This window comes from Chryseobacterium mulctrae, assembly GCF_006175945.1.
GTDB classification, from domain to species: Bacteria; Bacteroidota; Bacteroidia; order Flavobacteriales; family Weeksellaceae; genus Chryseobacterium; species Chryseobacterium mulctrae.
In genome coordinates, this window is sequence record NZ_VAJL01000001.1 from 1,429,675 (window position 1) to 1,451,434 (window position 21,760).

The 21,760-nt window shown below is 32.8% G+C and carries 18 protein-coding genes; 9 read left to right on the forward strand and 9 right to left on the reverse strand.

Going from position 1 to position 21,760, the window contains the following annotated elements; translation table 11 throughout:
• Positions 1–310 precede the first annotated feature (310 nt).
• Positions 311–1,240, forward strand: a complete 930-nt coding sequence (locus tag FDY99_RS06375) for a YihY/virulence factor BrkB family protein (RefSeq protein WP_139420051.1) — start codon at positions 311–313, stop codon at positions 1,238–1,240.
• Positions 1,241–1,279: 39 nt separating this feature from the next.
• On the opposite strand, the gene argS is transcribed toward FDY99_RS06375, so the two are convergent.
• The 3 genes from argS to FDY99_RS06390 all read right to left on the reverse strand — a co-directional run bounded on the left by argS (position 1,280) and on the right by FDY99_RS06390 (position 7,621).
• Positions 1,280–3,037: an arginine--tRNA ligase gene (gene argS / locus FDY99_RS06380; RefSeq protein ID WP_139420053.1), complete on the reverse strand. Its 1,758-nt coding sequence runs from the start codon at positions 3,035–3,037 to the stop codon at positions 1,280–1,282.
• 81 nt (positions 3,038–3,118) lie between these two features.
• Positions 3,119–4,585: a SusD/RagB family nutrient-binding outer membrane lipoprotein gene (locus FDY99_RS06385; protein WP_139420055.1), complete on the reverse strand. Its 1,467-nt coding sequence runs from the start codon at positions 4,583–4,585 to the stop codon at positions 3,119–3,121.
• Positions 4,586–4,597: 12 nt separating this feature from the next.
• Entirely contained in the window at positions 4,598–7,621 is a 3,024-nt protein-coding gene (locus FDY99_RS06390; RefSeq protein WP_139420057.1) for a SusC/RagA family TonB-linked outer membrane protein, read from the reverse strand.
• Positions 7,622–7,755: 134 nt separating this feature from the next.
• Here FDY99_RS06390 and FDY99_RS06395 point away from each other — a divergent pair, with 134 nt between their 5' ends.
• Positions 7,756–8,340: a ribonuclease HII gene (locus FDY99_RS06395; protein ID WP_139420059.1), complete on the forward strand. Its 585-nt coding sequence runs from the start codon at positions 7,756–7,758 to the stop codon at positions 8,338–8,340.
• Between the two features lie 110 nt (positions 8,341–8,450).
• Here the strand turns inward: FDY99_RS06395 and yidC are convergent, their stop codons facing one another.
• From yidC to FDY99_RS06415, 4 genes are all read right to left on the reverse strand, one after another.
• Positions 8,451–10,274: a membrane protein insertase YidC gene (yidC, locus tag FDY99_RS06400; protein ID WP_139420061.1), complete on the reverse strand. Its 1,824-nt coding sequence runs from the start codon at positions 10,272–10,274 to the stop codon at positions 8,451–8,453.
• A 382-nt stretch (positions 10,275–10,656) separates the two neighbouring features.
• Positions 10,657–12,264, reverse strand: coding sequence for a CTP synthase (locus FDY99_RS06405; RefSeq protein WP_074232284.1), 1,608 nt, complete (start codon positions 12,262–12,264; stop codon positions 10,657–10,659).
• A gap of 176 nt (positions 12,265–12,440) precedes the next feature.
• Positions 12,441–13,007, reverse strand: coding sequence for a YceI family protein (locus FDY99_RS06410; protein ID WP_139420063.1), 567 nt, complete (start codon positions 13,005–13,007; stop codon positions 12,441–12,443).
• A gap of 54 nt (positions 13,008–13,061) precedes the next feature.
• Complete coding sequence (locus tag FDY99_RS06415; RefSeq protein WP_139420065.1) at positions 13,062–13,475, reverse strand: hypothetical protein; 414 nt, start codon at positions 13,473–13,475, stop codon at positions 13,062–13,064.
• 47 nt (positions 13,476–13,522) lie between these two features.
• Here FDY99_RS06415 and radA point away from each other — a divergent pair, with 47 nt between their 5' ends.
• The 6 genes from radA (at position 13,523) to FDY99_RS06440 (ending at position 19,212) form a co-directional block, all read left to right on the forward strand.
• On the forward strand, positions 13,523–14,872 hold the full coding sequence (gene radA / locus FDY99_RS06420) for a DNA repair protein RadA (RefSeq protein ID WP_102980508.1): 1,350 nt from the start codon (positions 13,523–13,525) through the stop codon (positions 14,870–14,872).
• A 50-nt stretch (positions 14,873–14,922) separates the two neighbouring features.
• Positions 14,923–16,461 (forward strand): zinc-dependent metalloprotease, encoded by a 1,539-nt coding sequence (locus FDY99_RS06425; protein ID WP_139420067.1) that lies wholly within the window; start codon positions 14,923–14,925, stop codon positions 16,459–16,461.
• Between the two features lie 90 nt (positions 16,462–16,551).
• Positions 16,552–16,704, forward strand: coding sequence for a hypothetical protein (locus FDY99_RS22955; protein WP_162304145.1), 153 nt, complete (start codon positions 16,552–16,554; stop codon positions 16,702–16,704).
• Entirely contained in the window at positions 16,698–16,838 is a 141-nt protein-coding gene (locus FDY99_RS23685) for a methyltransferase domain-containing protein (RefSeq protein WP_139423771.1), read from the forward strand. The genes FDY99_RS22955 and FDY99_RS23685 overlap by 7 nt, the downstream gene beginning before the upstream one ends.
• Before the next feature lie 719 nt (positions 16,839–17,557).
• Positions 17,558–18,322 carry a helix-turn-helix domain-containing protein gene (locus tag FDY99_RS06435; protein WP_228448747.1) on the forward strand — a complete coding sequence of 255 codons (765 nt, stop codon included), beginning with the start codon at positions 17,558–17,560 and terminating at the stop codon, positions 18,320–18,322.
• A gap of 296 nt (positions 18,323–18,618) precedes the next feature.
• Positions 18,619–19,212, forward strand: a complete 594-nt coding sequence (locus tag FDY99_RS06440) for an acyl carrier protein phosphodiesterase (protein ID WP_139420071.1) — start codon at positions 18,619–18,621, stop codon at positions 19,210–19,212.
• Between the two features lie 3 nt (positions 19,213–19,215).
• Here the strand turns inward: FDY99_RS06440 and FDY99_RS06445 are convergent, their stop codons facing one another.
• Positions 19,216–19,716 carry a DUF6702 family protein gene (locus FDY99_RS06445; protein ID WP_139420073.1) on the reverse strand — a complete coding sequence of 167 codons (501 nt, stop codon included), beginning with the start codon at positions 19,714–19,716 and terminating at the stop codon, positions 19,216–19,218.
• Positions 19,717–19,793: 77 nt separating this feature from the next.
• Between FDY99_RS06445 and FDY99_RS06450 the strand changes: the two genes are divergently transcribed.
• Positions 19,794–20,372, forward strand: a complete 579-nt coding sequence (locus FDY99_RS06450; RefSeq protein ID WP_139420075.1) for a HupE/UreJ family protein — start codon at positions 19,794–19,796, stop codon at positions 20,370–20,372.
• Here FDY99_RS06450 and FDY99_RS06455 read toward each other — a convergent pair.
• Positions 20,352–21,737 carry an MFS transporter gene (locus FDY99_RS06455; RefSeq protein WP_139420077.1) on the reverse strand — a complete coding sequence of 462 codons (1,386 nt, stop codon included), beginning with the start codon at positions 21,735–21,737 and terminating at the stop codon, positions 20,352–20,354. The two genes, FDY99_RS06450 and FDY99_RS06455, sit on opposite strands and share 21 nt — an antisense overlap.
• Positions 21,738–21,760 lie beyond the last annotated feature (23 nt).

A 21,760-nucleotide genomic window follows, 5' to 3' on the forward strand; every position in this document is an offset into this window, starting at 1 on the left:
AGTTAGTTAGTTAGTGATCAGCTCTGACTTATTACATAAAAAAGCAACACAATATTTCAATATCAATAGGAACGGGCTTTAGCCCGTTTTTTAGTTTACCACAATTCATTTGGCTTTAGACAAAACTTATCTATTGATAATTTGCTGAAACCATTTATACTTTATGAAGCAAGATTTTTTCCTTTTCTACACTGAAATTCACATTAAGGAATAATCTTTGCCTTAAATCCAGCAACAATATATTGTCATTTCTTGATTTCAAACTGAAGACAATATTCATCATCAAATCACATCTATTAATATTCTAACTATGCTAAAAGAATTAAAATTTTTCTGGGAAACCGTTAAAGAAACATTTACAGAATGGAATAATTCATCCGCTTCTAATGACTCGGCAAGTTTGGCTTATTATGCCATTTTCTCAATTCCGGGATTGCTGATTATTATTATCTGGATCGCAGGATATTTTTTTGGGGAAGAAGCGATTCGCGGACAAATCAGTACTCAGATTAGTGGATTGATGGGACAGGATGTTGCCAAAAGCATTCAGGATATGATTGCAGGAGCACTTATTGATAAGGAAAATATTTTTATGAAAATTGTTGGAGTAGGCTCATTAGTTTATGGTTCTACTACCCTATTTTTTCAGTTGCAGAAATCTCTGAATAATCTTTGGGATGTGGAAGCTGCGCCTAAAAAAGCTTTGGTAAAATTTCTTTTAGACCGTGCGAACTCATTAGGAATGATTCTTATTTTAGGATTTTTACTGATGATCACGATGGTTTTATCCTCATTAATAGGACTCTTTAATAATTTCATCACTACTTATTTCGGTCTTGAAACGTATATCATTGTAGAAATTATTAATTTCACCGTAGGATTTTTAGTTATTGTCGTCCTTTTTGCATTGATGTTTAAAGTACTTCCCGATGTAGAAATCAGCTGGAAATCGGTTTGGAAAGGCGCTTTACTTACTGCAGCTCTTTTTACTTTAGGTAAATTTTTGCTGAGTCTTTACTTTGGACAATTTAAACCCACCTCAGCATTTGGAACTGCCGGAACGGTGATTTTAATTATGATGTGGATTAATTATTCGTGTATGCTGGTTTTCTTCGGCGCAGAATTTACGAAAGTCTACACTTATCGAAAAGGATACAAGATTGTTCCTTCAAAACATGCCAAATGGAGCAGTGCAAAATTGTATAGAGAAAGCCAGGTTCAAAACGAAACTCAGGTTTAAAATAAAAATCCTCCCGAAATTTTCAGGAGGATTTATTTTTTACATTCTGTTTACGGTTCCTATACCTAATAAACTTAATGATTTTTTTATTGTTTGTGCCGTGAGATTTGATAAATTCAAACGGAATTGTTTTAGATCTTCATCTTCAAGTTTTAGAATTATATTGCTTTGATAGAATGAATTGTAAGATTTCACTAAATCATAAAGATAATTTGCAACTAAAGCTGGACTTAATGATTCAGATGCTCTTTCAACAACAGATTTATAATTTGCCAATTGCATAATTACTTCTTTTTCATGCTGATTTAATTCTACCTCAGCAATTTCTCTATTCAAATAATTTGCTTTAATCAACAGCGATTGAATACGAGCATAAGTGTATAAAATAAACGGTCCTGTATTTCCATTAAAATCAATACTTTCTTCAGGATTGAAAAGCATTTTTTTCTTTGGATCTACTTTCAGCATGAAATATTTCAATGCAGCCTGACCAATAATCTCATAAGAAATTTCTTTTTCTCCGTCTGTAAGACCTTCTAATCTTCCTTGCTCAATTGCTTTTAATTTTGCTTCATTATACATTTCCTGCATCAAATCATCGGCATCGACAACTGTTCCTTCACGAGATTTCATTTTTCCGTTTGGAAGTTCTACCATTCCATAAGATAAATGGTACAACTGATCTGCCCAAGAATATCCTAATTTTCCTAAGATTTTAAATAAAACCTGGAAATGGTAATCCTGCTCGTTTCCTACTGTATAAATAAGTTTCTGAATATCGTTTTCTTTAAAACGCTGAACTGCCGTTCCTAAATCCTGAGTCATATACACAGAAGTTCCATCTGAACGAAGCAATAATTTCTGGTCTAAACCTTCGTCAGTTAAATCGCACCAAACCGAACCATCTTCTTTCTGATACAAAACACCTTTATCTAAACCTTCCTGAATAAGATCTTTTCCTAAAATGTAAGTGTTGCTTTCATACTGAACCTGGTCGAAATCTACACCCAATCTTTTGTAAGTCTGATTGAAACCATCGTAAACCCAAGAGTTCATTTCGCTCCAAAGATTTCTTACTTTTTCATCGCCATTCTCCCAATCCAAAAGCATTTGTTGAGCTTCTTTCATTAAAGGAGCATCTTTTTTAGCCTGATCTTCAGTGCTTCCATTCGCAATAAGTTCAGCTATTTCTTTTTTGTATTCCTGGTCAAATTTAACATAGTAGTTTCCTACAAATTTATCTCCCTTCGTTTCTGCATTCGGTGTTTCTCCTTTTCCAAATTTTTCCCAAGCCAACATCGATTTACAGATATGGATTCCTCTGTCATTGATGATCTGACTTTTTATAACATCATAACCCGCTTCTTTAAGAATCTGAGCGACAGAAAAACCTAATAAGTTATTTCTGATATGACCCAAATGCAATGGTTTGTTGGTATTTGGTGAAGAATATTCCACCATTACGGTTGCATTTTTCTTTTCTATATTAAAAAACTGTTCAGAAACCGTTTTAAACTGATCTACGAAGAATTGGTTTTTAACTTTTACATTTAAAAATCCTTTTACCACATTAAAACTTTCCAGCAATTCGGTCTGAGTTGTTAATCCTTCTCCTAATTCTACCCCAATGCTTTCAGGATTTTTCTTCAATTGCTTTACCAAAGGAAAAGTAACGATGGTAAAATCTCCCTCAAACTCAGTTTTATTTTCCTGGATTTCAAGTTTTATATCTTTCAACTGATAGACATTAAGGATAACCTCTGCCAGTTTTTGTTCTATTATATCTTTAATATTCATTATTCTAATTTGAAATGCAAATATACGGAAATAAAAAAACCGCACTAAGGCGGTTTTAATATGAATGTTAAAAGAAATTGTTTAATTAATGTCCCAGAAAACTTTTGTAGTTAGTTTATCTCCCCCAATTGCTGAAGATGCTGCAGTCCAGTTCGCTCCATTTACAGTTTGTTCATTAATAGGGTAAGTTAATCTGGTTGGTACTTTACCAGCAGCAGCAGATACTGCATTAGGTGCTGTTAATACAGGATAATCTAATCTTCTATAGAAGTTCCAAGATTCAAAACCTCTGTTATACATTGCAATCCATGCTTGTTGCCCAATTTTCAACTTCCAGTTTGTAGTAGAAAACACTACATCGGGATTTGCTAAATAGGTAGTAATATCTGCAGCAGGTACTCCCCATTGTTGCATTGATCTTTCAATTGCGATTTGATAATATTGGGCTGCAGTGCTTCCTCCAACGGAATAACCTCTCGCCGCAGCTTCTGCTAAATAAAAATTAACTTCTGCTGCATCAAATAATATTCCTGTTTTGTTTGGAGTTAACAAATTGGTTGCAATATGAGAATTTGCGCCATATTCATTAGTCAAACCAACAGTACCTCCAACATATCCTCCTCCAGAAACCTCTGTAAAATAAAATGGTCTTCTTGGGTCATTCAAATCATTCATTGCATCTACAATACCTTCTTCAACCACAAAATCATTTCTGTTACTTGCAACTACTTCGGCATATAAACGATTAAAATTAGGAGAAGTTCCATCGTATTTAAACAAAGAATTTTTAGGATTTGTAACCATTACTCCTCCAGCATATGCTGCTTCAACAGTCTGTTTAGCTAATGTAGGATTTACATCGGCAAGGTTAATTCCTATTTTAAGCTTTAGGCTATTTGCAAAAATAATCCAATCTCCAACATTTCCATTATAAATATTATCTCCGGATTCAAAGCTTGTATATCCTGAATCTAAAGTAGATAACGCTGAATTTATCCTTGTAATTAAGTTCTCATAAATTGTTTTCGCATCATCATATTTTGGTAAAACAATAGTTTCAGGTTTTGCTGCTTCTGAATAAGGAACGTTACCAAAACTATCTACTAAAACCTGATAGGTATAAACTTCCAATAAATTTATGATTGCTAATTTATTGGCCTGTTGTTTTTCCCAAGTTGCCTGAGGCGTTAAAGGTGGCTTCACTTCAGTCGCTAAGACCTTTTTTGACTCATTAAGATTTCCAAGAACATCTGTATATAGTGCAAGCCACATATTATCCGGAACTTTTCTAGTTCCTGCAAAATTAAATCTTGCATCATTTCTATATATTGTTGTAGCTAGATAATGCTGGAAAAATCTGAAAACATTAAGGTTAACACTAGGTGTTTCCATCTGATCCATTAGCTCTTTTTGAGCATTGGTAAATAATGGTTCGGCCGGAACCACATAGGGTTGACTTTGGTTATTATTAAAATCCTCATCTCCGTTTACACATCCAGTGAGAAATGCTAACGAGCCTATAGTAAGTATTGAAAATATCTTTTTCATTTTTAATTCGATTTAGAAGTCTAATTTAACATTGAATGAATAAATACGCGTAGTCGGCATCACACCAGACTGGAACCCTTGAACGTTACCTGAAGAAGTTCCTGCTTCAGGATCTGCATCAGGTAGATTTTTATGAATAATCCATAAATTCTGTCCCATCAGGCTTAAAGTCATTCCTTTAATAAAAGTATTTTTTAATAAATCAGCAGGTAAGCTATAAGAAATCTTTGCTTCTCTTAGCTTTACGTATGAAGCATCATAAACAAAAGCTTCTTGAGGTAAACCTCCATCTGTACCAAAAGCTGCGCCTGCAGTAGAAGCATCTATTCTGATATCATTTGGAGTACCATCCTGTTTTACTCCTGAAAGGACTATACCTCCACCATTATCAAGTGTATTTCTGACAGGATTCCCTAAATCATTTAGTCCTCCTGTATATTCATAGATTCCTGTATATCCTCCATAAGACTGGTCTAAAGAGTAAACACTACCTCCTTTTCTAACATCAATTAAAAAACCAAGAGATAGATTTTTATATCTAAAGGTATTGTAAACACCACCAATCCAATCTGGTTGTATATTTCCTATAACCTTATCTGTAGCGACTAAATAATATCCATCATCATCTACTATTTTGTTACCATTTGCATCATACACAAATCCTGTCCCTCTAAAAGTTCCGTATGCTTGACCAACAGTAGCATTTAATGATGTTTCCTGAAAACTTGCCAATTGTAGATTATCTCTTCCTTGATTAAGAGCTTTAACTATATTTCTGTTACGAGACCAGTTCAAATTAATATCCCATTGGAAGTTTTCACTTTTTAATGGAACAAGTCCTAGCGCAACCTCGATACCTTTGTTTTCAGTTTCTCCAGCATTAATAAGTGAAAAACTATATTTGGTGGAAGGAGATTGTGGCACACTAAACAATAAATCTTCTGTATTTGTTTTATACAACGAAACATCTAAAGTTACCCTTCTCTTAAACATTGAAGTTTCAAGACCTACTTCCCAGCTTTTTTGTCTTTCCGGTTTTAAGCTGTTAAAGTCTACATAAGTTGTACTAATATCTGCCATTGGATTACCACTAACAGTTCCCCTATTAGCAAAAAAACCAGGTCTTCCAAATGCCATATCATTACCTACTTCCGCGTAGCTTAGTCTTACTTTCCCAAAATTTAACCAACTAGGTTTAACTAATTCACTAAATACAAAACTAGAACCTAAAGAGAAATAAGTATAATTATTATTTGCTTTTGGAAGCGCACTTGAAGTATCGTTACGAACCGTACCTTCTAAATACAAAAATTTATCATAGTCAAAAGATGCCTGTGCATAGACTCCTGCTTTCTGTCCTCTAACATTTGTTTCAATAGGGGGGAAGTAAGCTCTGGAATTTCCTATAGTATAAAGATCCGGAATAATTAATCCACCCGTGGTTGAATTTTCCATACTTCTTTGATGTTGATCCATAAATTGACCACCGGCTACGAAAAGCGCATTCATCTTATCCGAAATATTTAAATTATATCGCCCAATTACATCATAAGTTTGTCTCATGATTGTATCATCAAACACCCAATATCCTGAAGTTTCATCAGCCTGAGATAAGCCAAACTCTTCAGCATGACTTCCTATTGCCTTTCTGATTTCTTGTTTACTATTAGTGTAATCTACAGTAGCTCTACCTAAGATATTGAATTTATCTGTAACATCGTAAGACAATTCACCTCCGGCAATTAACCTTGTTTTATCATCAGAAGAATAATTTTTGTATCTGTCCCAGTAAGGATTATTCCAAAATGCTGCAGATAAGTCTCCTTCTAATGGGGCATTCATGTTCCATGTATAATTTTGGTTTGTTCTGAAAAATTCATCTCTTAATTCTAAAACATCCACATTTATTGGCCACCATTGTCTGAAACCAGTCATGATATTATCTCCATAGCCTACAGAGTTTCTACCTACTGTTGTTTGATCATTAAATGTCAGAAAAGTACGGGCTGTGAGTTTATCAGAAAATTTACGGCTGTAATTACCGCTCAACATATTTTTGTTTAATCTACTGTTTGGCAGAATACCTGTTTCGTAATTATTGGTAAAGGTTAAGTTATAAGTATTAATTTCATCGCCCCCATTTAAATTAAAACTGTTTACAAATGACAGAGATTTTTGAAAAAATTTAGAAGGATCGTTTCTAGCAGCCGTCCAAGGTGTTGCTTTTCCAAAATTAGGATTTCCGGGGACAAAAGAATTCCATTGGTAAACCATTAAATTAGGATCAAATGCTGCTCCATAAGAAGCGTCATCACCAGTCGGTGCAAGAATATCAATAATTCCGTCACCATTTACATCTTTATTAGAGAAACTGTCAGCTCCGGAATATCCTGCTCCATATAATTTCTGATATTTAGGAAATGTAGATCGATCGATTTCTCCAACAGAAACAGTTGAATTTACTGTAAGACCCAATGATTTACTTCTCTTCCCTTTTTTAGTAGTAATAATTACAGCTCCATTTGAAGCCATACTTCCATAAAGAGCTGTTGCAGCAGCGCCTTTTAGTACGTTGATTGACTCAATATTGTTGGGGTCAATATCAGAAGTCGCATTACCAAAGTCAAAACCGTCACGCCCTTTTGATGCATCACTTGAATTTAAGTTTCCACTTATAATAGGAACTCCATCTAAAACAATTAATGCTTGATTATCTCCGGTCAAACTCTTTGTACCTCTTAATATGATATTACTAGAACCTCCAAAGTTTCCGTTGTTTTTAATCTCCATACCGGCAACTTTCCCCGATAGGTTATTGATAAAGTTATTAGTAGGTACAGAATTTACCTTTTCTGCATCGAGAGTTTGAGAAGAATACCCTAGAGCTTTTTTTTCTCTCTTAATTCCCAGTGCAGTAACAACTACACCTTCAATTTCTTGTGTTTTTAGGGTATCTCCTGGCTTTGTTTGCGCTTGGGCAACCACAAAAGACGAGGAAAGTACTAAAATTAGTACCCCTGCGGTTAGTTTCTTCATATTAATATTAATTTTGTGTGAACAAAGTTGTAAAAACTTCTCATATAAAACTGTTAAAATTTTAAAAAATTATTATTTTTAACATAACATTTGAGGTTTTACTACATTTTCACAACTCTTAAATGTTAAAATTTATGGATTTATTAAAGAAATGGTCAAATAATTATATCGAAGCAGGTTGCGACGAAGTTGGAAGAGGTTGCCTGTGCGGACCGGTTGTTGCGGCAGCTGTAATTTTAGATGAAAATTTTGAGCAGAGCCTTGTTAACGATTCAAAGAAGTTGAGCTTTAAAACGAGGATGGATTTGGATAGTTACATTAAAGATAATGTAAAAAGTTTTGCAATTGCTGAGCTTTCTCCTGCATTCATTGATGAACATAATATATTGAACGCCAGTATTCATGCCATGCACAATGCTTTAGATATGCTAACTATAAGACCCGAGTTTATTTTGGTAGACGGAAATAAATTTCACCCTTATAATTTTATTCCTCATCAATGTGTAATTAAAGGGGATTCTAAATTTTTATCAATCGCAGCAGCTTCTATTTTAGCAAAAAATTATCGCGATAAACTGATGATAGAACTCCACGAAGAACATCCGGAGTATGGGTGGAATACTAACTTTGGTTACGCCACAAAAAAGCATCAGGAAGCCCTGATAAAGCACGGTATCACAAAATATCACCGACAGTCTTTCCGTTTAAAATATGACTAGAGATAAGTCACTGGTGAATTATCATTAAAGAAATAAGCCTCTTGTTAATTTAAATTATTTCTAAATAAAAAAGAGAAGCAATAAATTGCTTCTCTTTCTGTTATAATAAGTTATTTTTTCTTGCCTTTCGTTTGCTCTTGCGCTTTCTGTGCGTCCTGAGCCTTTTCCATCATTTCTCTCATTCGTTTTTGGAATTTCCCTTCCGCTTTAGGCTTTTCTTTGTTGGCCTGAATTTGGGCATGAATTTTCTTTTCATCCAGAATTACATACTTAATGACGAGAATAATCAAAATATTAATTGCATTCGATACAAAATAATACCAAGATAAACCCGATGCAGAAGTATTTAAAAAGAATAAGAATGTGATAGGGAAAATATACATAATCACTTTCATATTTGGCATACCTTCCTGTTGTGGCTGCTGCATATTTCCTGAAGTCATTACCGTATAAATTAAAATCACAATCGTACATGCAATCGCAAAAACACTTAAATGATCTCCCAGGAAAGGAATTTTAAATGGTAGTTTAATCAAATCATCATATGCGGTAAGGTCTTTTGCAAACCAGAATCCTTGTCCTCTTAAGTCGATAAAGTTCGGGAAGAATCTGAACAATGCGTAGAAAATCGGAATTTGCACCAACGCCGGAAGACATCCCGCCATTTGATTAACGCCTGCTTTTCTATAGATTTCCATGGTTGCCTGTTGTTTTTTCATAGGATCTGCATCCTTGAATTTTGCATTCGCTTCATCAATCTCAGGACGAATTACTTTCATCATCGCACTCAATTTATGCTGCTTATACATAATTGGCGACAAGATCAATTTCACAATAATCGTCATTAAGAAAATTACCCAACCTGCAGATATTCCCCATCCTGCGATAATACTGTATAACCACATGAAGAAATAACGGTTCATTCCTCCGATGAAAGACCATCCTAAAGGTAAAATTTCGTCAAAATTTTTGTCGTAAGATTTTAATAAAGGTAAATCCAATGGCATAAAATACCATGTAAAATCCTGATTAAATTCCCCTCCGTTCATTGCTACGAAACCTTCGAAATTCAATTTTTTCAAATATTCGCCTTCTTCAATTGACTCCTGATTTCCTTTACTATTTGTGAAACCTGTTTTAGATTCGATTACAGAAGAGAAAAACTGCTGTTTTACACCGATCCAGTTAAGGGTTTCTTTTTCCTCATTCATATCTGTTCTGCCGTCATAATCATAATCTTTATAATTATTAAATGCATAAGCAAATTCTGAATGGGTTTGTTCCTGAGCTCTACCTTTTTCTAAGTTTCTTACACTATAATCCCAAGTAAAATCTGCTTTATTATCAGAAGTTACATTCGCCAAACCTTGAGTTCTCACTTTAAAATCTAAAGTATATTGATCTTTAAGCTCAGCTTTAGGATTATTATTTAAAGTATAAATAAACTGAATGGCTGCACCGTTGTAGTTTGCCGTTAAAGTAACTGAGTTACCATTAACAACTGGAGAAAACACCAAATCTTTGGTGTTGACAGTTTTTCCAGATTTATTTTTGAATTGAAAACCGTAGCTCGAGTTATTTTTTGTAATCAGATTAAGCGGAAGATCGGCTTTGTCAGTTTTCTGATCGTAAGCTTTGTATTTTAAAAGCTCAACTTTTGAAACCTGACCTCCTAAACTTGAAAACTCAAGCTTCAGCTCGTTGTTTGCCAAATTGGAAACCTGAATCGCATTCGGGGTTACATTGGGATTGATATCGGCTGCCGGAGTTTGTTTCACTGGAGTTTTAGCCTGTTCTGTTTTCTGTTGTTCAGCTTTCAGTTTTTCTTCTTCAGCGCTATTCCTTTGGAAATAAAACATGAATCCGAAAAGAACCAAACATAAAACCGCAAAACTAATAATCTGACTTTTATCGAGTCCGTTGTTCTGTTGCATTTTATTTTTATTAAAATTTTTTAAATATTTTTTTCTTTAATTAACCACAAAAGGCACAAAAGTTTTTTAATAATTCTTCTAAAGCATCTCAATTCTTTTAAAAGAACATTAAAGTTTTTGAAAATCTTTGATTTTCTTATTTTGAGAACTTTTATTTATTAAAAAGTGAAATACTCCAAGTTTTTTAGACTAAAAGCTTTTATTTCTTTTGGGGTTCAAATTTTCATTTAAAATGTATATCAAAATGTTATACATTTTAGAGTCGACAAAAATACTGTTTTTTTATCAAAACTCTATACTATAATGTGTTACTATATAATAAACTCAGGCTGAGAATAATCAGTCTGAGTTTATATATGACGTTTGTAATTTTAGAATTACTTTATTTAGCTGAACATGCTTTAATGAAAGCTCTGAATAAAGGATGCGGTGTTGCAACCGTACTCTTATATTCCGGGTGATACTGTACCCCAACATAGAATGGATGATTCGGCATTTCTAATGCTTCTACCAAACCTGTTTCAGGATTTGTACCTGTTGCTAAGAAGCCGTTTTTCTCGAATTCGCCGATATAATCACTGTTGAATTCATAACGGTGACGGTGTCTTTCAGAAATATTTTTCGCTCCGTAAATTTCGTTTAATTTTGAACCGTTTTTCAAAGAACATTTCCAAGCTCCAAGACGCATTGTACCTCCTTTGTCGACTACATTTTTCTGTTCTTCCATTAAAGAAATTACAGGATGCTCTGTAGAAGAATCAAATTCCATTGAGTTGGCTTTAGAATATCCTAAAACATTTCTTGCAAACTCCACAGTCATGATCTGCATTCCTAAACAAATTCCTAACATGGGAACTTTATTTTCTCTTGCATACTGAGCGGTAAGAATTTTACCTTCAATACCTCTGTCACCAAATCCTGGTGCAACCAAAATACCTGAAACTCCATCTAAAGTTTCTTTGATATTTTCTTTAGTTAAATCACCACTGTAAACCCATCTTACTTTTACTTCGGTTTCCAAATCTGCACCTGCATGTTTGAAAGCTTCAGCAATAGAAATATAAGAATCCTGAAGAGAAACATATTTTCCTACCAAAGCAATTTCTACAGTCTTCTTTGGATTTTTAAATTTCTTCAAGAAAGTTTCCCAGTCTTTCAGATCTGCTTTTTTATCACTTTTAAGATCTAATTCTTTAAGAACTACATCATCAAAGTTTTGTTTTTGAAGGTACATTGGAACTTCATAAATCGTTTCCAAATCTTTACATTCAATTACATTATCCAAAGAAACATTACAGAACTGAGCTAGTTTTGCTCTCTGATCTTTCGGAATTTTGTGTTCCGTTCTACAAACCAAAACATCGGCCATAATTCCGCTTTCCATCAATTGACGAACAGAATGCTGAGAAGGTTTTGTTTTTAATTCTCCACTTGAAGCCAAATATGGCAGTAAAGTTAAGTGAATCACCATAGAATTTTTCTCACCCAATTCCCACTTCAACTGACGTACAGTTTCAATGTAAGGCAAAGATTCTATATCTCCCACAGTTCCTCCGATCTCAGTAATAATGATATCGTAGTTCTGTTTAGATAAAATTTTAATTCTACGCTTAATTTCGTTCGTGATATGAGGAATTACCTGAACTGTTTTTCCAAGAAAGTCTCCTTTTCTTTCTTTTTCGATAACCGTTTGGTAGATTTTTCCTGTTGTAACGTTGTTGTTTTGAGAAGTAGGCGCATCAAGATAACGCTCATAGTGTCCTAAATCCAGATCCGTCTCCGCACCATCTTCGGTTACATAGCATTCTCCGTGTTCATAAGGGTTTAATGTTCCTGGGTCGATATTAATATAAGGATCCAGTTTTTGAATCGTTACATTAAAGCCGCGTGATTTTAGTAGAAGTCCCAGAGAAGCAGAAACGATTCCCTTTCCCAAAGATGAAGTTACACCTCCTGTCACAAAGATGTACTTTGTATTCTTTTTACTCATTAGATTAGGTTTGTGCAAAGTTAGGGCAAAAACAAATGCAAAGCAATTTTGTTGCACTTTTAAATTCTGAAATTAACTTTATTTTAATTGAAAAGCCGAATAATAAAAAGAAAAAAGGTTTCCCAAAATTAATTTGAAAAACCTTTCACCTAAACCAAATTATATATAGAAATTTATTATTTCGCTAATTCTAAAAATAAAGTAACCTCAACATCTTTTGCAACACCTGCTCCAGTTGGATCATATTTAATATTATAATCTAAACGATTTACTGTAAATTTTGCCTGTAAGCCCGCAACTTCTTTTCCTTGTTGATTTTTTGTAATACCGCCGAAAGTTACCGGAATGCTTATCTCTTTTGTTACATCCTTAATCGTTAATTTACCTTTTAGGATATAATCATTGCCTTTAACTTTTGTGAAAGATGCACTTTCAAAACGCATTTGCGGAAATTTTTCAGCATCGAAGAAATCTGTACTTTTCAAATGCTTATCTCTCATCTCTACTCCAGTGTTGATAGATTCAGGCATCACCACAAAGTTGAAATGACCACTATCTAAATTTGCACCCGGAGTATGTACTTCACCTTTGAACTGATCAAATCTTCCCTGCACAAAACTAATTCCCATGTGCTTAATATTGAAATTAATTGATGAGTGCGCCGGATCCACCGTCCAAGTAGTTTGTGCAAAAGTGAATGCGCTTACTAAAGCAAAAGCAAAGCTTAATAGTATTTTTTTCATTTTTTTAAATTTATAATGACAAATATAGTCAGTATATTATTATGGAATATTGACCTATGATAAGTTATTATTTTTTGAAGAGGTTATTTTTGAATATAGCAGATGAATTAAGAACATCAAGAGAAATACAACTATTGAATTACTGTACATCATTGTCATCAAAAGATTTTCATTCGTCGGTTGCCAAAAATATTTGAAAGGATTATTTCCTGAGATTATCAAAAACAACAAATAAATAACCTCATACAAAATCGCTATTTTTAAAATTGAATCATAACTTTTTCTAAAAATAATAACGGTAGCCAATCCTATTGCTGTAATTACAGAACTGAAAATAAGTATCACAATAGAGTACATTGCATAATCTCCACCTCGTAATTTTAATAACCTCACAATCCAATCTGTGAATTGAGCATGCAAAAGAGACATCACAACAAAAACTACTAAACTCAAAAAAATATTTTTCATATCCGAAAATTAAGTAAAATTTCAAAAAAAATCTTGAACTTCGCAGTATGGCAAAACTTAAAACAGCATATTTCTGTCAAAACTGTGGATCACAATACCCTCAATGGACCGGGCAATGTAAAAACTGTCTGGAATGGAACACTTTGGTAGAAGAAATTGTAGAAAAAACATCTTCAAAAACACCTCCTTTCTCAAAAACAAAACAAAACGTCATCAACATCATCGAAGTTGAAGCCGTTGAAGAGCCGAGAATAAAAACACCTTCTGATGAACTAAACCGTGTTTTGGGAGGCGGAATTGTTTTAGGTTCTGTTACCTTGATTGGTGGTGAACCCGGAATCGGTAAGTCTACTCTGCTTCTTCAGCTTGCTTTAAAAATGAAGAAGAAAATTTTCTATGTTTCCGGTGAAGAAAGTGCGTCTCAAATTAAAATGAGAGCTGACCGTTTAGCCGATGTCAAAAATCCAAACTGTTTTTTATATACTGAAACTTCTTTAGAAAAAATTCTTCATGAAGCTAAAAAATTAGAACCGGATTTCGTGATTATAGATTCTATACAAACGCTCCAATCTCAATTAATTGAAAGCTCACCCGGAACAGTTTCTCAGATTCGTGAATGCTCGAATGAGATTATTAAATATGCTAAAGAAAACAACGTTCCCGTATTTTTGGTAGGTCACATCACAAAAGATGGACAAATTGCAGGACCAAAAGTTTTAGAACACATGGTCGATGTTGTTTTAAACTTTGATGGTGATAGAAACCATCTTTTCAGGCTATTGAGAGCTAATAAAAACCGTTTCGGTTCCACCGCAGAAATAGGAATCTACGAAATGGTTTCTCAAGGTTTAAAAGAAATAAAAAATCCTTCCGAAATCTTAATTACCAAAAAATTTGAAGAACTTTCAGGAAATTCTGTAGCAGTAACTTTGGAAGGAAACCGACCGATGCTTCTTGAAATTCAGGCATTGGTAAGTACCGCAGTTTATGGAACTCCGCAAAGAAGCTGCACCGGTTTTGATTCTAAAAGATTAAATATGCTTTTGGCTGTTCTTGAAAAAAGAGCAGGTTTTCAATTGGGTGCAAAAGACGTCTTCTTAAATATTACCGGAGGAATTAAGACTGATGATCCGGCTTTAGATTTAGCAGTTGTCGCTTCTATTCTTTCATCAAATGAAGACATTGCAATTTCTGAACACTTCTGTTTTGCAGGCGAAATTGGCTTGAGTGGAGAAATTCGCCCTGTAGCACAGGTTGAACAAAGAATTACCGAGGCAGAAAAATTAGGTTATGAGAAAATTTTTGTTTCTAATTTAAATAAAATTCCAAAAAGAAAATTTGGGATCAAGATTGAAGAAGTGAGTAAGGTTGAGGATTTTCATGAAAGATTATTTTAATAAAAAATTATTACATTTACACACAATAAAACTCTAAACCTGAGACAATTATGAAAAATAAAATTACTTTCTTAATGCTGTTCTGCAGTATTGTAATTTTTTCTCAAAACAAGATTTTCCAAAACACAATCAGTGAAAATAATTTAAGCCAACAACAAAAGGTTAACAAGACTTTAGCAGCAATTTATATTCTCACAAAATACTATACGCAATCCTCGTTTGATATAAAATCTGATCTTGAAATTAGTTTACCCAATAACAGAACAATTAAAGCTAAATATTCGAAATCTTTCCTGTACAGTAATAAATCTGAATCTTCGGTTTTCATTATTGAAAACGAGCCAAAATCTGAATTGGTTTTATCAAAAGCTGGAAATGCAATTACAGGAATGTACACTTCAATTTTAGGAGAGAAAATAATTTTTCATCAGCTTGAAAACAATCTATTTGCCGTTTCTGTAGTCAGCGAATCTGCTTTGATCAATAAAGATTCTACTACAGATTTTATTTTAAGTGATTCTTCAGTGTCCCAAAAAGTTAATGCTAATATTTGTTCAGAAACTACAGCGATTTGTCCCGCAACAACGATTGATGTTTTGATTGTTTATACTTCTGTAGCAAGAGCTTCTTGGGGCGGAGCTGCACAAAGCAATTCTTTTGTGGCTACTGCAATCACCAATTTCAATACCGCACTCATCAATTCAGGAGTTACCAATACCACAATTAATCTCGTTTATTCTGGTGAAATTGATTATACAGAATCCGGAGATATTTATACCGATTTACCAAGATTTAGAAATAATAATGATGGATTCATGGATGATGTGCACACTTTAAGAACAACTTACGGAGCCGATCTTTGTGCATTGGTAACCTCTACTCCTACAAGCATTTGTGGATTAGGGTATTTAAATAGTAATCCTACAAATTACACTGCGAATAGTGCATTTACAGTAACATTATTTAATTGTGTTGTCTCAAATTACAGTTTGGCTCACGAAATGGGTCATAATATGGGACTTAATCACGATTGGTATGCTTCTACTGCGACAACACCTTGTAGCAATCATCATGGTTATATCAATCGAACGGCTATCAATCTAGGCACATCAAGTGTTTCTTCACAAAGATGGAGAACAATCATGGCATATAATGATGAATGCGCAGATAATGGTTTTAACTGTTCCAGAATCAACAGGTGGTCAAATCCTGCTGTAAATTTTAATGCTGAACCTACAGGAATAGCAATAGGAAATCAAAACCCTTCCAACGAAGCTTTTGGCTTTTCGCGTTTTGCCTGTGTAGTTTCCCAATTTATGCCGACCGCAAATTTGGGTACTTTCGAAATAAAAAACAAAGATGTAAAAGACTTTACCATCTATCCGAATCCTGCAAAAGACGAAATCAATATCTGGATTAAAAACGATGAAATTTACACTTTTAAAGTCATCAATGTTTTAGGTCAAATCGTATTAACGTCTGACAAAAAAAGTATTAATCTGAGAGGTTTACCTTCTGGAGAATACTTCCTGAGTGTTTACACAGATAAAAATTCTTTAGTTGGAAGTAAAAAATTTATTATAAAATAATTTCCGGCATAAATTTTATAAATCCTCAGAATATTTTTCTGAGGATTTGTTTTTTTATCTAAATTCATCTCTCGAAGAATTAAATTTAAAATGATTAAAAACCAAATTCATCAATATTATAATGATCTTGCAAAAACCTATAATGAAAACAGATTTGAAAACTCTTACGGAAAATATATTGATGGGCAGGAAAAATATTTTTTTGAATTCATTTTTAAGAAAAAAGATATTCAAATATCTTAGATTTAGGTTGCGGAAGAGGAAGATTATTAAATTTCGCAACACATGGTGTAGATTTCAGCCAGGAAATGCTGAATATTGCTCAAGAAAAATTTCCTTATAAACAATTGAATAAACTCAACTTTATTTCACGATAATTCTCAAAATGAAATAAAATTCAACAGTATCAATTTCAAATATCAGAAAATTGAAAACGGAGTTTGGGTAGAAACATTAATTAATGACCGAACTTTATTTAAAAATTTCTATATTCGTTTATGAGCTTCCTCACTCACTTTTTTGTGTATGAGGAACAAAATTTATTTGAGTGAAGGTATCTCACATTTAAACTAAAGAATCTTACAGATTGAAAATACTGGGCTATGATAAGGCTTCCTTTTCCACATTAAAGGAAATTCTGAAAAGAAAAACCTTGGAATTATAAAAAAACAAGTAAAGTTGAAGATTTTGCAGAGTGTAGTTTTGGATAAGTATTGAGAAAATTCTAGAACTTTTAATTCTAAAAAAATAAAAAATGTCATTCGAAAACATACAAAATTTTGTTCTTATATTGATTTATGGCGGGTTATTAATTGTATCATTCACAATCCTTATTAATCCCATGAAAGTAAACAAAAAAGCTAATTTTTTCTTCAGTCTGTTTCTTTTTCTATGGTCAAGTTATTGGGTTTTTGATATTTTGAATATCTGCGGTTTTTCTCCGAATCCATTACTTATATTTTTCATTTATTTTATCCAGATTTTCACACCAATATTTTTGTTGTTCAGTGTAGTGTTTTTTATTAATCCAAATTACATTTTCAAAAAAACGGATTTCATTTGTTTAATTGTTCCTAGCATTTATCTAATCTTATTATTGAATTCTGAAGGGAATAAAACATTAGGAAGTATTTCAGATTTTGTAGCAATTTTCCACAATCTTCCCTATATAGCAATTATGTACTTCAGAATTAAAAAACATCAAAAAAAAATTGAGACTATTTCTTCCAATACCGAAAGTATTAATTTACAATGGCTTAAAAAGTTAAACTTATTACTTTTTGCAACTATTATTGTTACGGTTAGCTATGAACTTTTCAATATGCTTATTTATAAGCTGCATCAGCATTTGGTAATGGATTTGTTGTTCCTCTTTACTGTTTATAGTACTTCTTTTCAGGTTATGTGCCAAAAAGAAATTTACCCGATTAATAAAAAAGACAGAGAAGAACTTCTTTCTTTGGAACTAGAAGAAGAACTTCCAATTGGAAGAAAAAAACTAATTTCTGATCAAGACTTTGATAATTTAAAGTCAAAACTGCTTGCTATGATGGAAGCTGAAAAACCTTATCTTGATGGTGAGCTCAATTTATTAAAACTCGCCAAATTAATAAATATTAATGTGCATCAACTTTCGTACTTACTAAATAGTGGTTTTAATGAGAATTTTTTCCAATTTGTGAATAAATATCGTGTAGAATTCGCAAAAAAAATTTTACTCGATCCTTCGCAAAAAAAAAATTCTATGTTGAGTATTGCTTTTGACTCCGGATTTAATTCTAAAACATCTTTCAATACTATCTTCAAAAGGATGACAGGATTTAACCCTTCTGAATTCAGAAAAAAACATTCAGATTTATAAACCGGAACACTTTTAATTTACAAATAGCTAAAAATCAAAACTTTAAACTCATATTTTTTTTTCATCAAAATTATAATCTAAACCATTTTAAGCATTCTTTCGTTCTATTTTTGAAAGAAAAAAAATGTTGCCACCTTCATTACCTCCCAATTCTTTTAATGATGTTTTGAAACTGATCTTGATTCATATTAAAAAAATTTTCTTAAAATAAATCAAGAAAAATAAATGTTGTTATTATAATTTCTATCTAAAAAAAAATAACATACGAGTTAAAATTTATATTATCTTTATAGTATATGAACTTTCTCGCCCACTCTTTTCTTACTTTTAATGACGGACAAATTGTCGGGCAGTTTCTCGAAGATTTTATTCGAAATAAAGACCGCTATTCTTTCCCGAAAGACATTCAGGACGGTATTACTCTTCATCGCGCAATTGATACATTTACCGATTCTCATCCTGCAATACATGAAGCAAAAAAAGTTTTCAGTCCGCTCGTAAGGCTTTACGCAGGTGCTTTTGTAGATGTTTCGATGGATTATTTTCTAGCGACAGATTTCAGTCTCAATTCTTTAAAAGGATGGAAAGAACATTCGTTAAAAGTATACCGAATTCTTAATGAAAATGAGCAGTTTCTTTCAGAAAATTTCAAAAAAATGCTCGCAAAAATGGAACACGATGATTGGTTGTATAATTATCGTGAAGACTGGGGAATTAAATTCAGTATTCAGAATGTTTTGAATAAAGCGAAATATTTAGATAAAGACATTCCCGTTTTCCAGGCTTTTTTAGACAACAAAGAGATTTTGCAGAAATGCTATGACGATTTTTTTCCTGACCTTTTAGCTCATGCAAAAGCTGAAAATGCTTTACTGCAACTTCAAAAATAAATTTTAAAACTGTTGAAATAAGTATCGATTCGGATACGTAAGTTTTTCACTTTTACGGTTTCCATTAACGATGATATGTACCAAATTAATCTGGTCATCAAATAAATTATACAGAAAACTCACCGCAGCTTCTACTTTTTTAGGATTTTCCACTTTTTCAGATTCCAAATAAATATTTACTGATTCGCTGTCTTCTTCATAGCCGACGTAATTTATTTTTAGAAACTCATTATCTGTTTTGAGTTTTAAATATTCAGCACTGTAATTTTTTAAAGCCTCATTAATCTGAGCTTTATATTTCACATCATTAAAATGAAAAGGTTTTCCGTATTTTTTACTAAGACCATTTTCTAAATCATCCAAGAAAAATCTTCCGGTAATTTCAAAAGTTTTTGATTTTGAATTGTAATTAATTTCTACAGAACCGACGTGATAAGGGTGTTTTACTTTGGTAAAAGAAAACAACAATAAAAGTGGTACTAAAAAAACAAAAACTTTTTTCATATTTATAAAACTCATTAACCATTCAAATCTGTTCCGAAATTAATCATTATTTTCGTAAACCTAATATTCATACCATAATGCAAGACTTTTTATTTTATTTAAAACTCGGTTGGGAACACATTATTTCATTAGATGCGCTTGATCATCAGCTTTTTGTTTTAGCCTTAATCGCTGTTTATTCCGCCAAAGACTGGAAAAAAATCTTAATTCTGGTAACTGCATTTACCATCGGACATTCTATAACATTGGCTTTAAGTATTCTCGATGTGGTAAGACTTCCTTCAGATTGGGTTGAATTTTTGATTCCGTTGACGATTGTTTTAACCGCTGCCGGAAATATTGTAATGAAAAATAAAAAACAGACTCAGAATAAAACCAATTATTATTTAGCCTTATTTTTCGGACTGATTCACGGGTTAGGATTTGCCAATACTGCAAGAGTGATGATTGCTAAAAGCCAGAGCATCGCCGTTCCGTTGTTAGGTTTTAATATTGGCTTAGAAGTTGGGCAAATCGTTATTGTAATTGCAATATTGGTCTTGTTATTTATTTTATTAAATCTTTTCAAAATCAACAAAAAAGACTGGATTTTGTTTGTATCATCGGGCGTTTTTGCATTGGCTTTAAAAATGACTTTAGAGAGAATTCCTTTTTAATCTAAAACCTGAAATTAAAAATATACTTATGGTAACCAACAGTAAAACGATCATTACTAAAGTTGCCATAAAGTATCCATCATCAAAACTAAAATAAACCCTGCCTACCAAGCTTACCCCAAATCCTATGGAGATCTGTTGTATTGTCAAATAAACCCCGCTTGCAAGGGAAGTAATTGAAACAGGTAATTTTCTCATTGCATTGGTAAACATCGATGGCAAAACGATTCCGCATCCTATTCCGTAAAAGAATAATACAACGCAAATAATTGGTAAGTTGATTACTAAGGTATTGATGGTATAAATATGGGCTACAAGTCCTAAAATCATGATCACTAAGCCGAAAACAATAAATTTCTCCTGATATTTATTTAAAAATCTAACGGATAATAAAGATGCTAAAACATAACCGATTCCTTGGCAAGCAAATAATAATCCTGTTTTTGTAGAGCTCAAATGATGGTGTTCTTCAAAAAAATTGGCATTGATGAAAAAATAAGAATCCTGAACTAAGTAATAAGTAACCGCTGCAAAAAGCGCTATTTTAAAACTTGGATATAAGAAGGGTTTCATGTTGATTAAAACTTCTTTTCCCTTTTCAAATTTCTTTTTTTGATTTAAAATAAAAATAATCAAACCTACTAAAGATGAAAACAACAATAAAATATTAGTTGTACTCCACCCTTCTTCTCCACCAATTACAATTTCATACATCAAAACGATCAGGAGAATGATCAATATCATTTGTGGAAAGATTTGGATGGATTCTTTCCCTTTAATTTCAACTTCTTTCAGATATTTATTTGCTAAAATAATAACCAAAAGAGCAATCGGAATATTAATAAAGAAAACAAGTCGCCATGCATCAAAACTAAAATGAAGATCAGGGATTATTCCGCCTAAAACCTGTCCTATAACTGAGGCTATTCCTGCAATCGCACCGTAAATTCCCAAAGCTTTTACCCTTTCTTCTTCAATTGTAAAAACATTGGATATTAAAGCAACGCCCTGCGGAACCATAAAAGCAGCCGAGATCCCCTGGAAAAGCCGACTTACATTCAATGCTGTTGCAGAAGTAGAACTTCCACAAAAAAATGAGAACAACATAAAGCTGAACATGGAAACGATAAAAGTTTTCTTGTGCCCATATTTGTTCCCTATTTTACTTCCCGTAATCAGAAAAGCACCGTAGCCGATAATATAAAAGACGATTATAAACTGCGTTTCGGCGGTACTTGCGTTGATAGAATTTTTAATAGATGGTATTGCAATATTAACAATGAAAAGATCCAAAACACATAAAAAAATCGACATCGAAATGACAATTAAACTCAGCCATTTGTTAAACTCTTGAAAATTTCTCATTTTTATTGATAATATTTTAACTT

Coding starts and splice junctions, on each gene's coding strand:
- FDY99_RS06440 (WP_139420071.1), top strand. CDS start 18,619: ATGAACTTTCTCGCCCACTCTTTTCTTACTTTTAATGACGGACAAATT.
- FDY99_RS06410 (WP_139420063.1), bottom strand. CDS start 13,007: ATGAAAAAAATACTATTAAGCTTTGCTTTTGCTTTAGTAAGCGCATTC.
- FDY99_RS06455 (WP_139420077.1), bottom strand. CDS start 21,737: ATGAGAAATTTTCAAGAGTTTAACAAATGGCTGAGTTTAATTGTCATT.
- FDY99_RS06390 (WP_139420057.1), bottom strand. CDS start 7,621: ATGAAGAAACTAACCGCAGGGGTACTAATTTTAGTACTTTCCTCGTCT.
- FDY99_RS06450 (WP_139420075.1), top strand. CDS start 19,794: ATGCAAGACTTTTTATTTTATTTAAAACTCGGTTGGGAACACATTATT.
- argS (WP_139420053.1), bottom strand. CDS start 3,037: ATGAATATTAAAGATATAATAGAACAAAAACTGGCAGAGGTTATCCTT.
- FDY99_RS06395 (WP_139420059.1), top strand. CDS start 7,756: ATGGATTTATTAAAGAAATGGTCAAATAATTATATCGAAGCAGGTTGC.
- yidC (WP_139420061.1), bottom strand. CDS start 10,274: ATGCAACAGAACAACGGACTCGATAAAAGTCAGATTATTAGTTTTGCG.
- FDY99_RS06405 (WP_074232284.1), bottom strand. CDS start 12,264: ATGAGTAAAAAGAATACAAAGTACATCTTTGTGACAGGAGGTGTAACT.
- FDY99_RS06415 (WP_139420065.1), bottom strand. CDS start 13,475: ATGAAAAATATTTTTTTGAGTTTAGTAGTTTTTGTTGTGATGTCTCTT.
- FDY99_RS06375 (WP_139420051.1), top strand. CDS start 311: ATGCTAAAAGAATTAAAATTTTTCTGGGAAACCGTTAAAGAAACATTT.
- FDY99_RS06445 (WP_139420073.1), bottom strand. CDS start 19,716: ATGAAAAAAGTTTTTGTTTTTTTAGTACCACTTTTATTGTTGTTTTCT.
- radA (WP_102980508.1), top strand. CDS start 13,523: ATGGCAAAACTTAAAACAGCATATTTCTGTCAAAACTGTGGATCACAA.
- FDY99_RS06425 (WP_139420067.1), top strand. CDS start 14,923: ATGAAAAATAAAATTACTTTCTTAATGCTGTTCTGCAGTATTGTAATT.
- FDY99_RS22955 (WP_162304145.1), top strand. CDS start 16,552: ATGATTAAAAACCAAATTCATCAATATTATAATGATCTTGCAAAAACC.
- FDY99_RS06385 (WP_139420055.1), bottom strand. CDS start 4,585: ATGAAAAAGATATTTTCAATACTTACTATAGGCTCGTTAGCATTTCTC.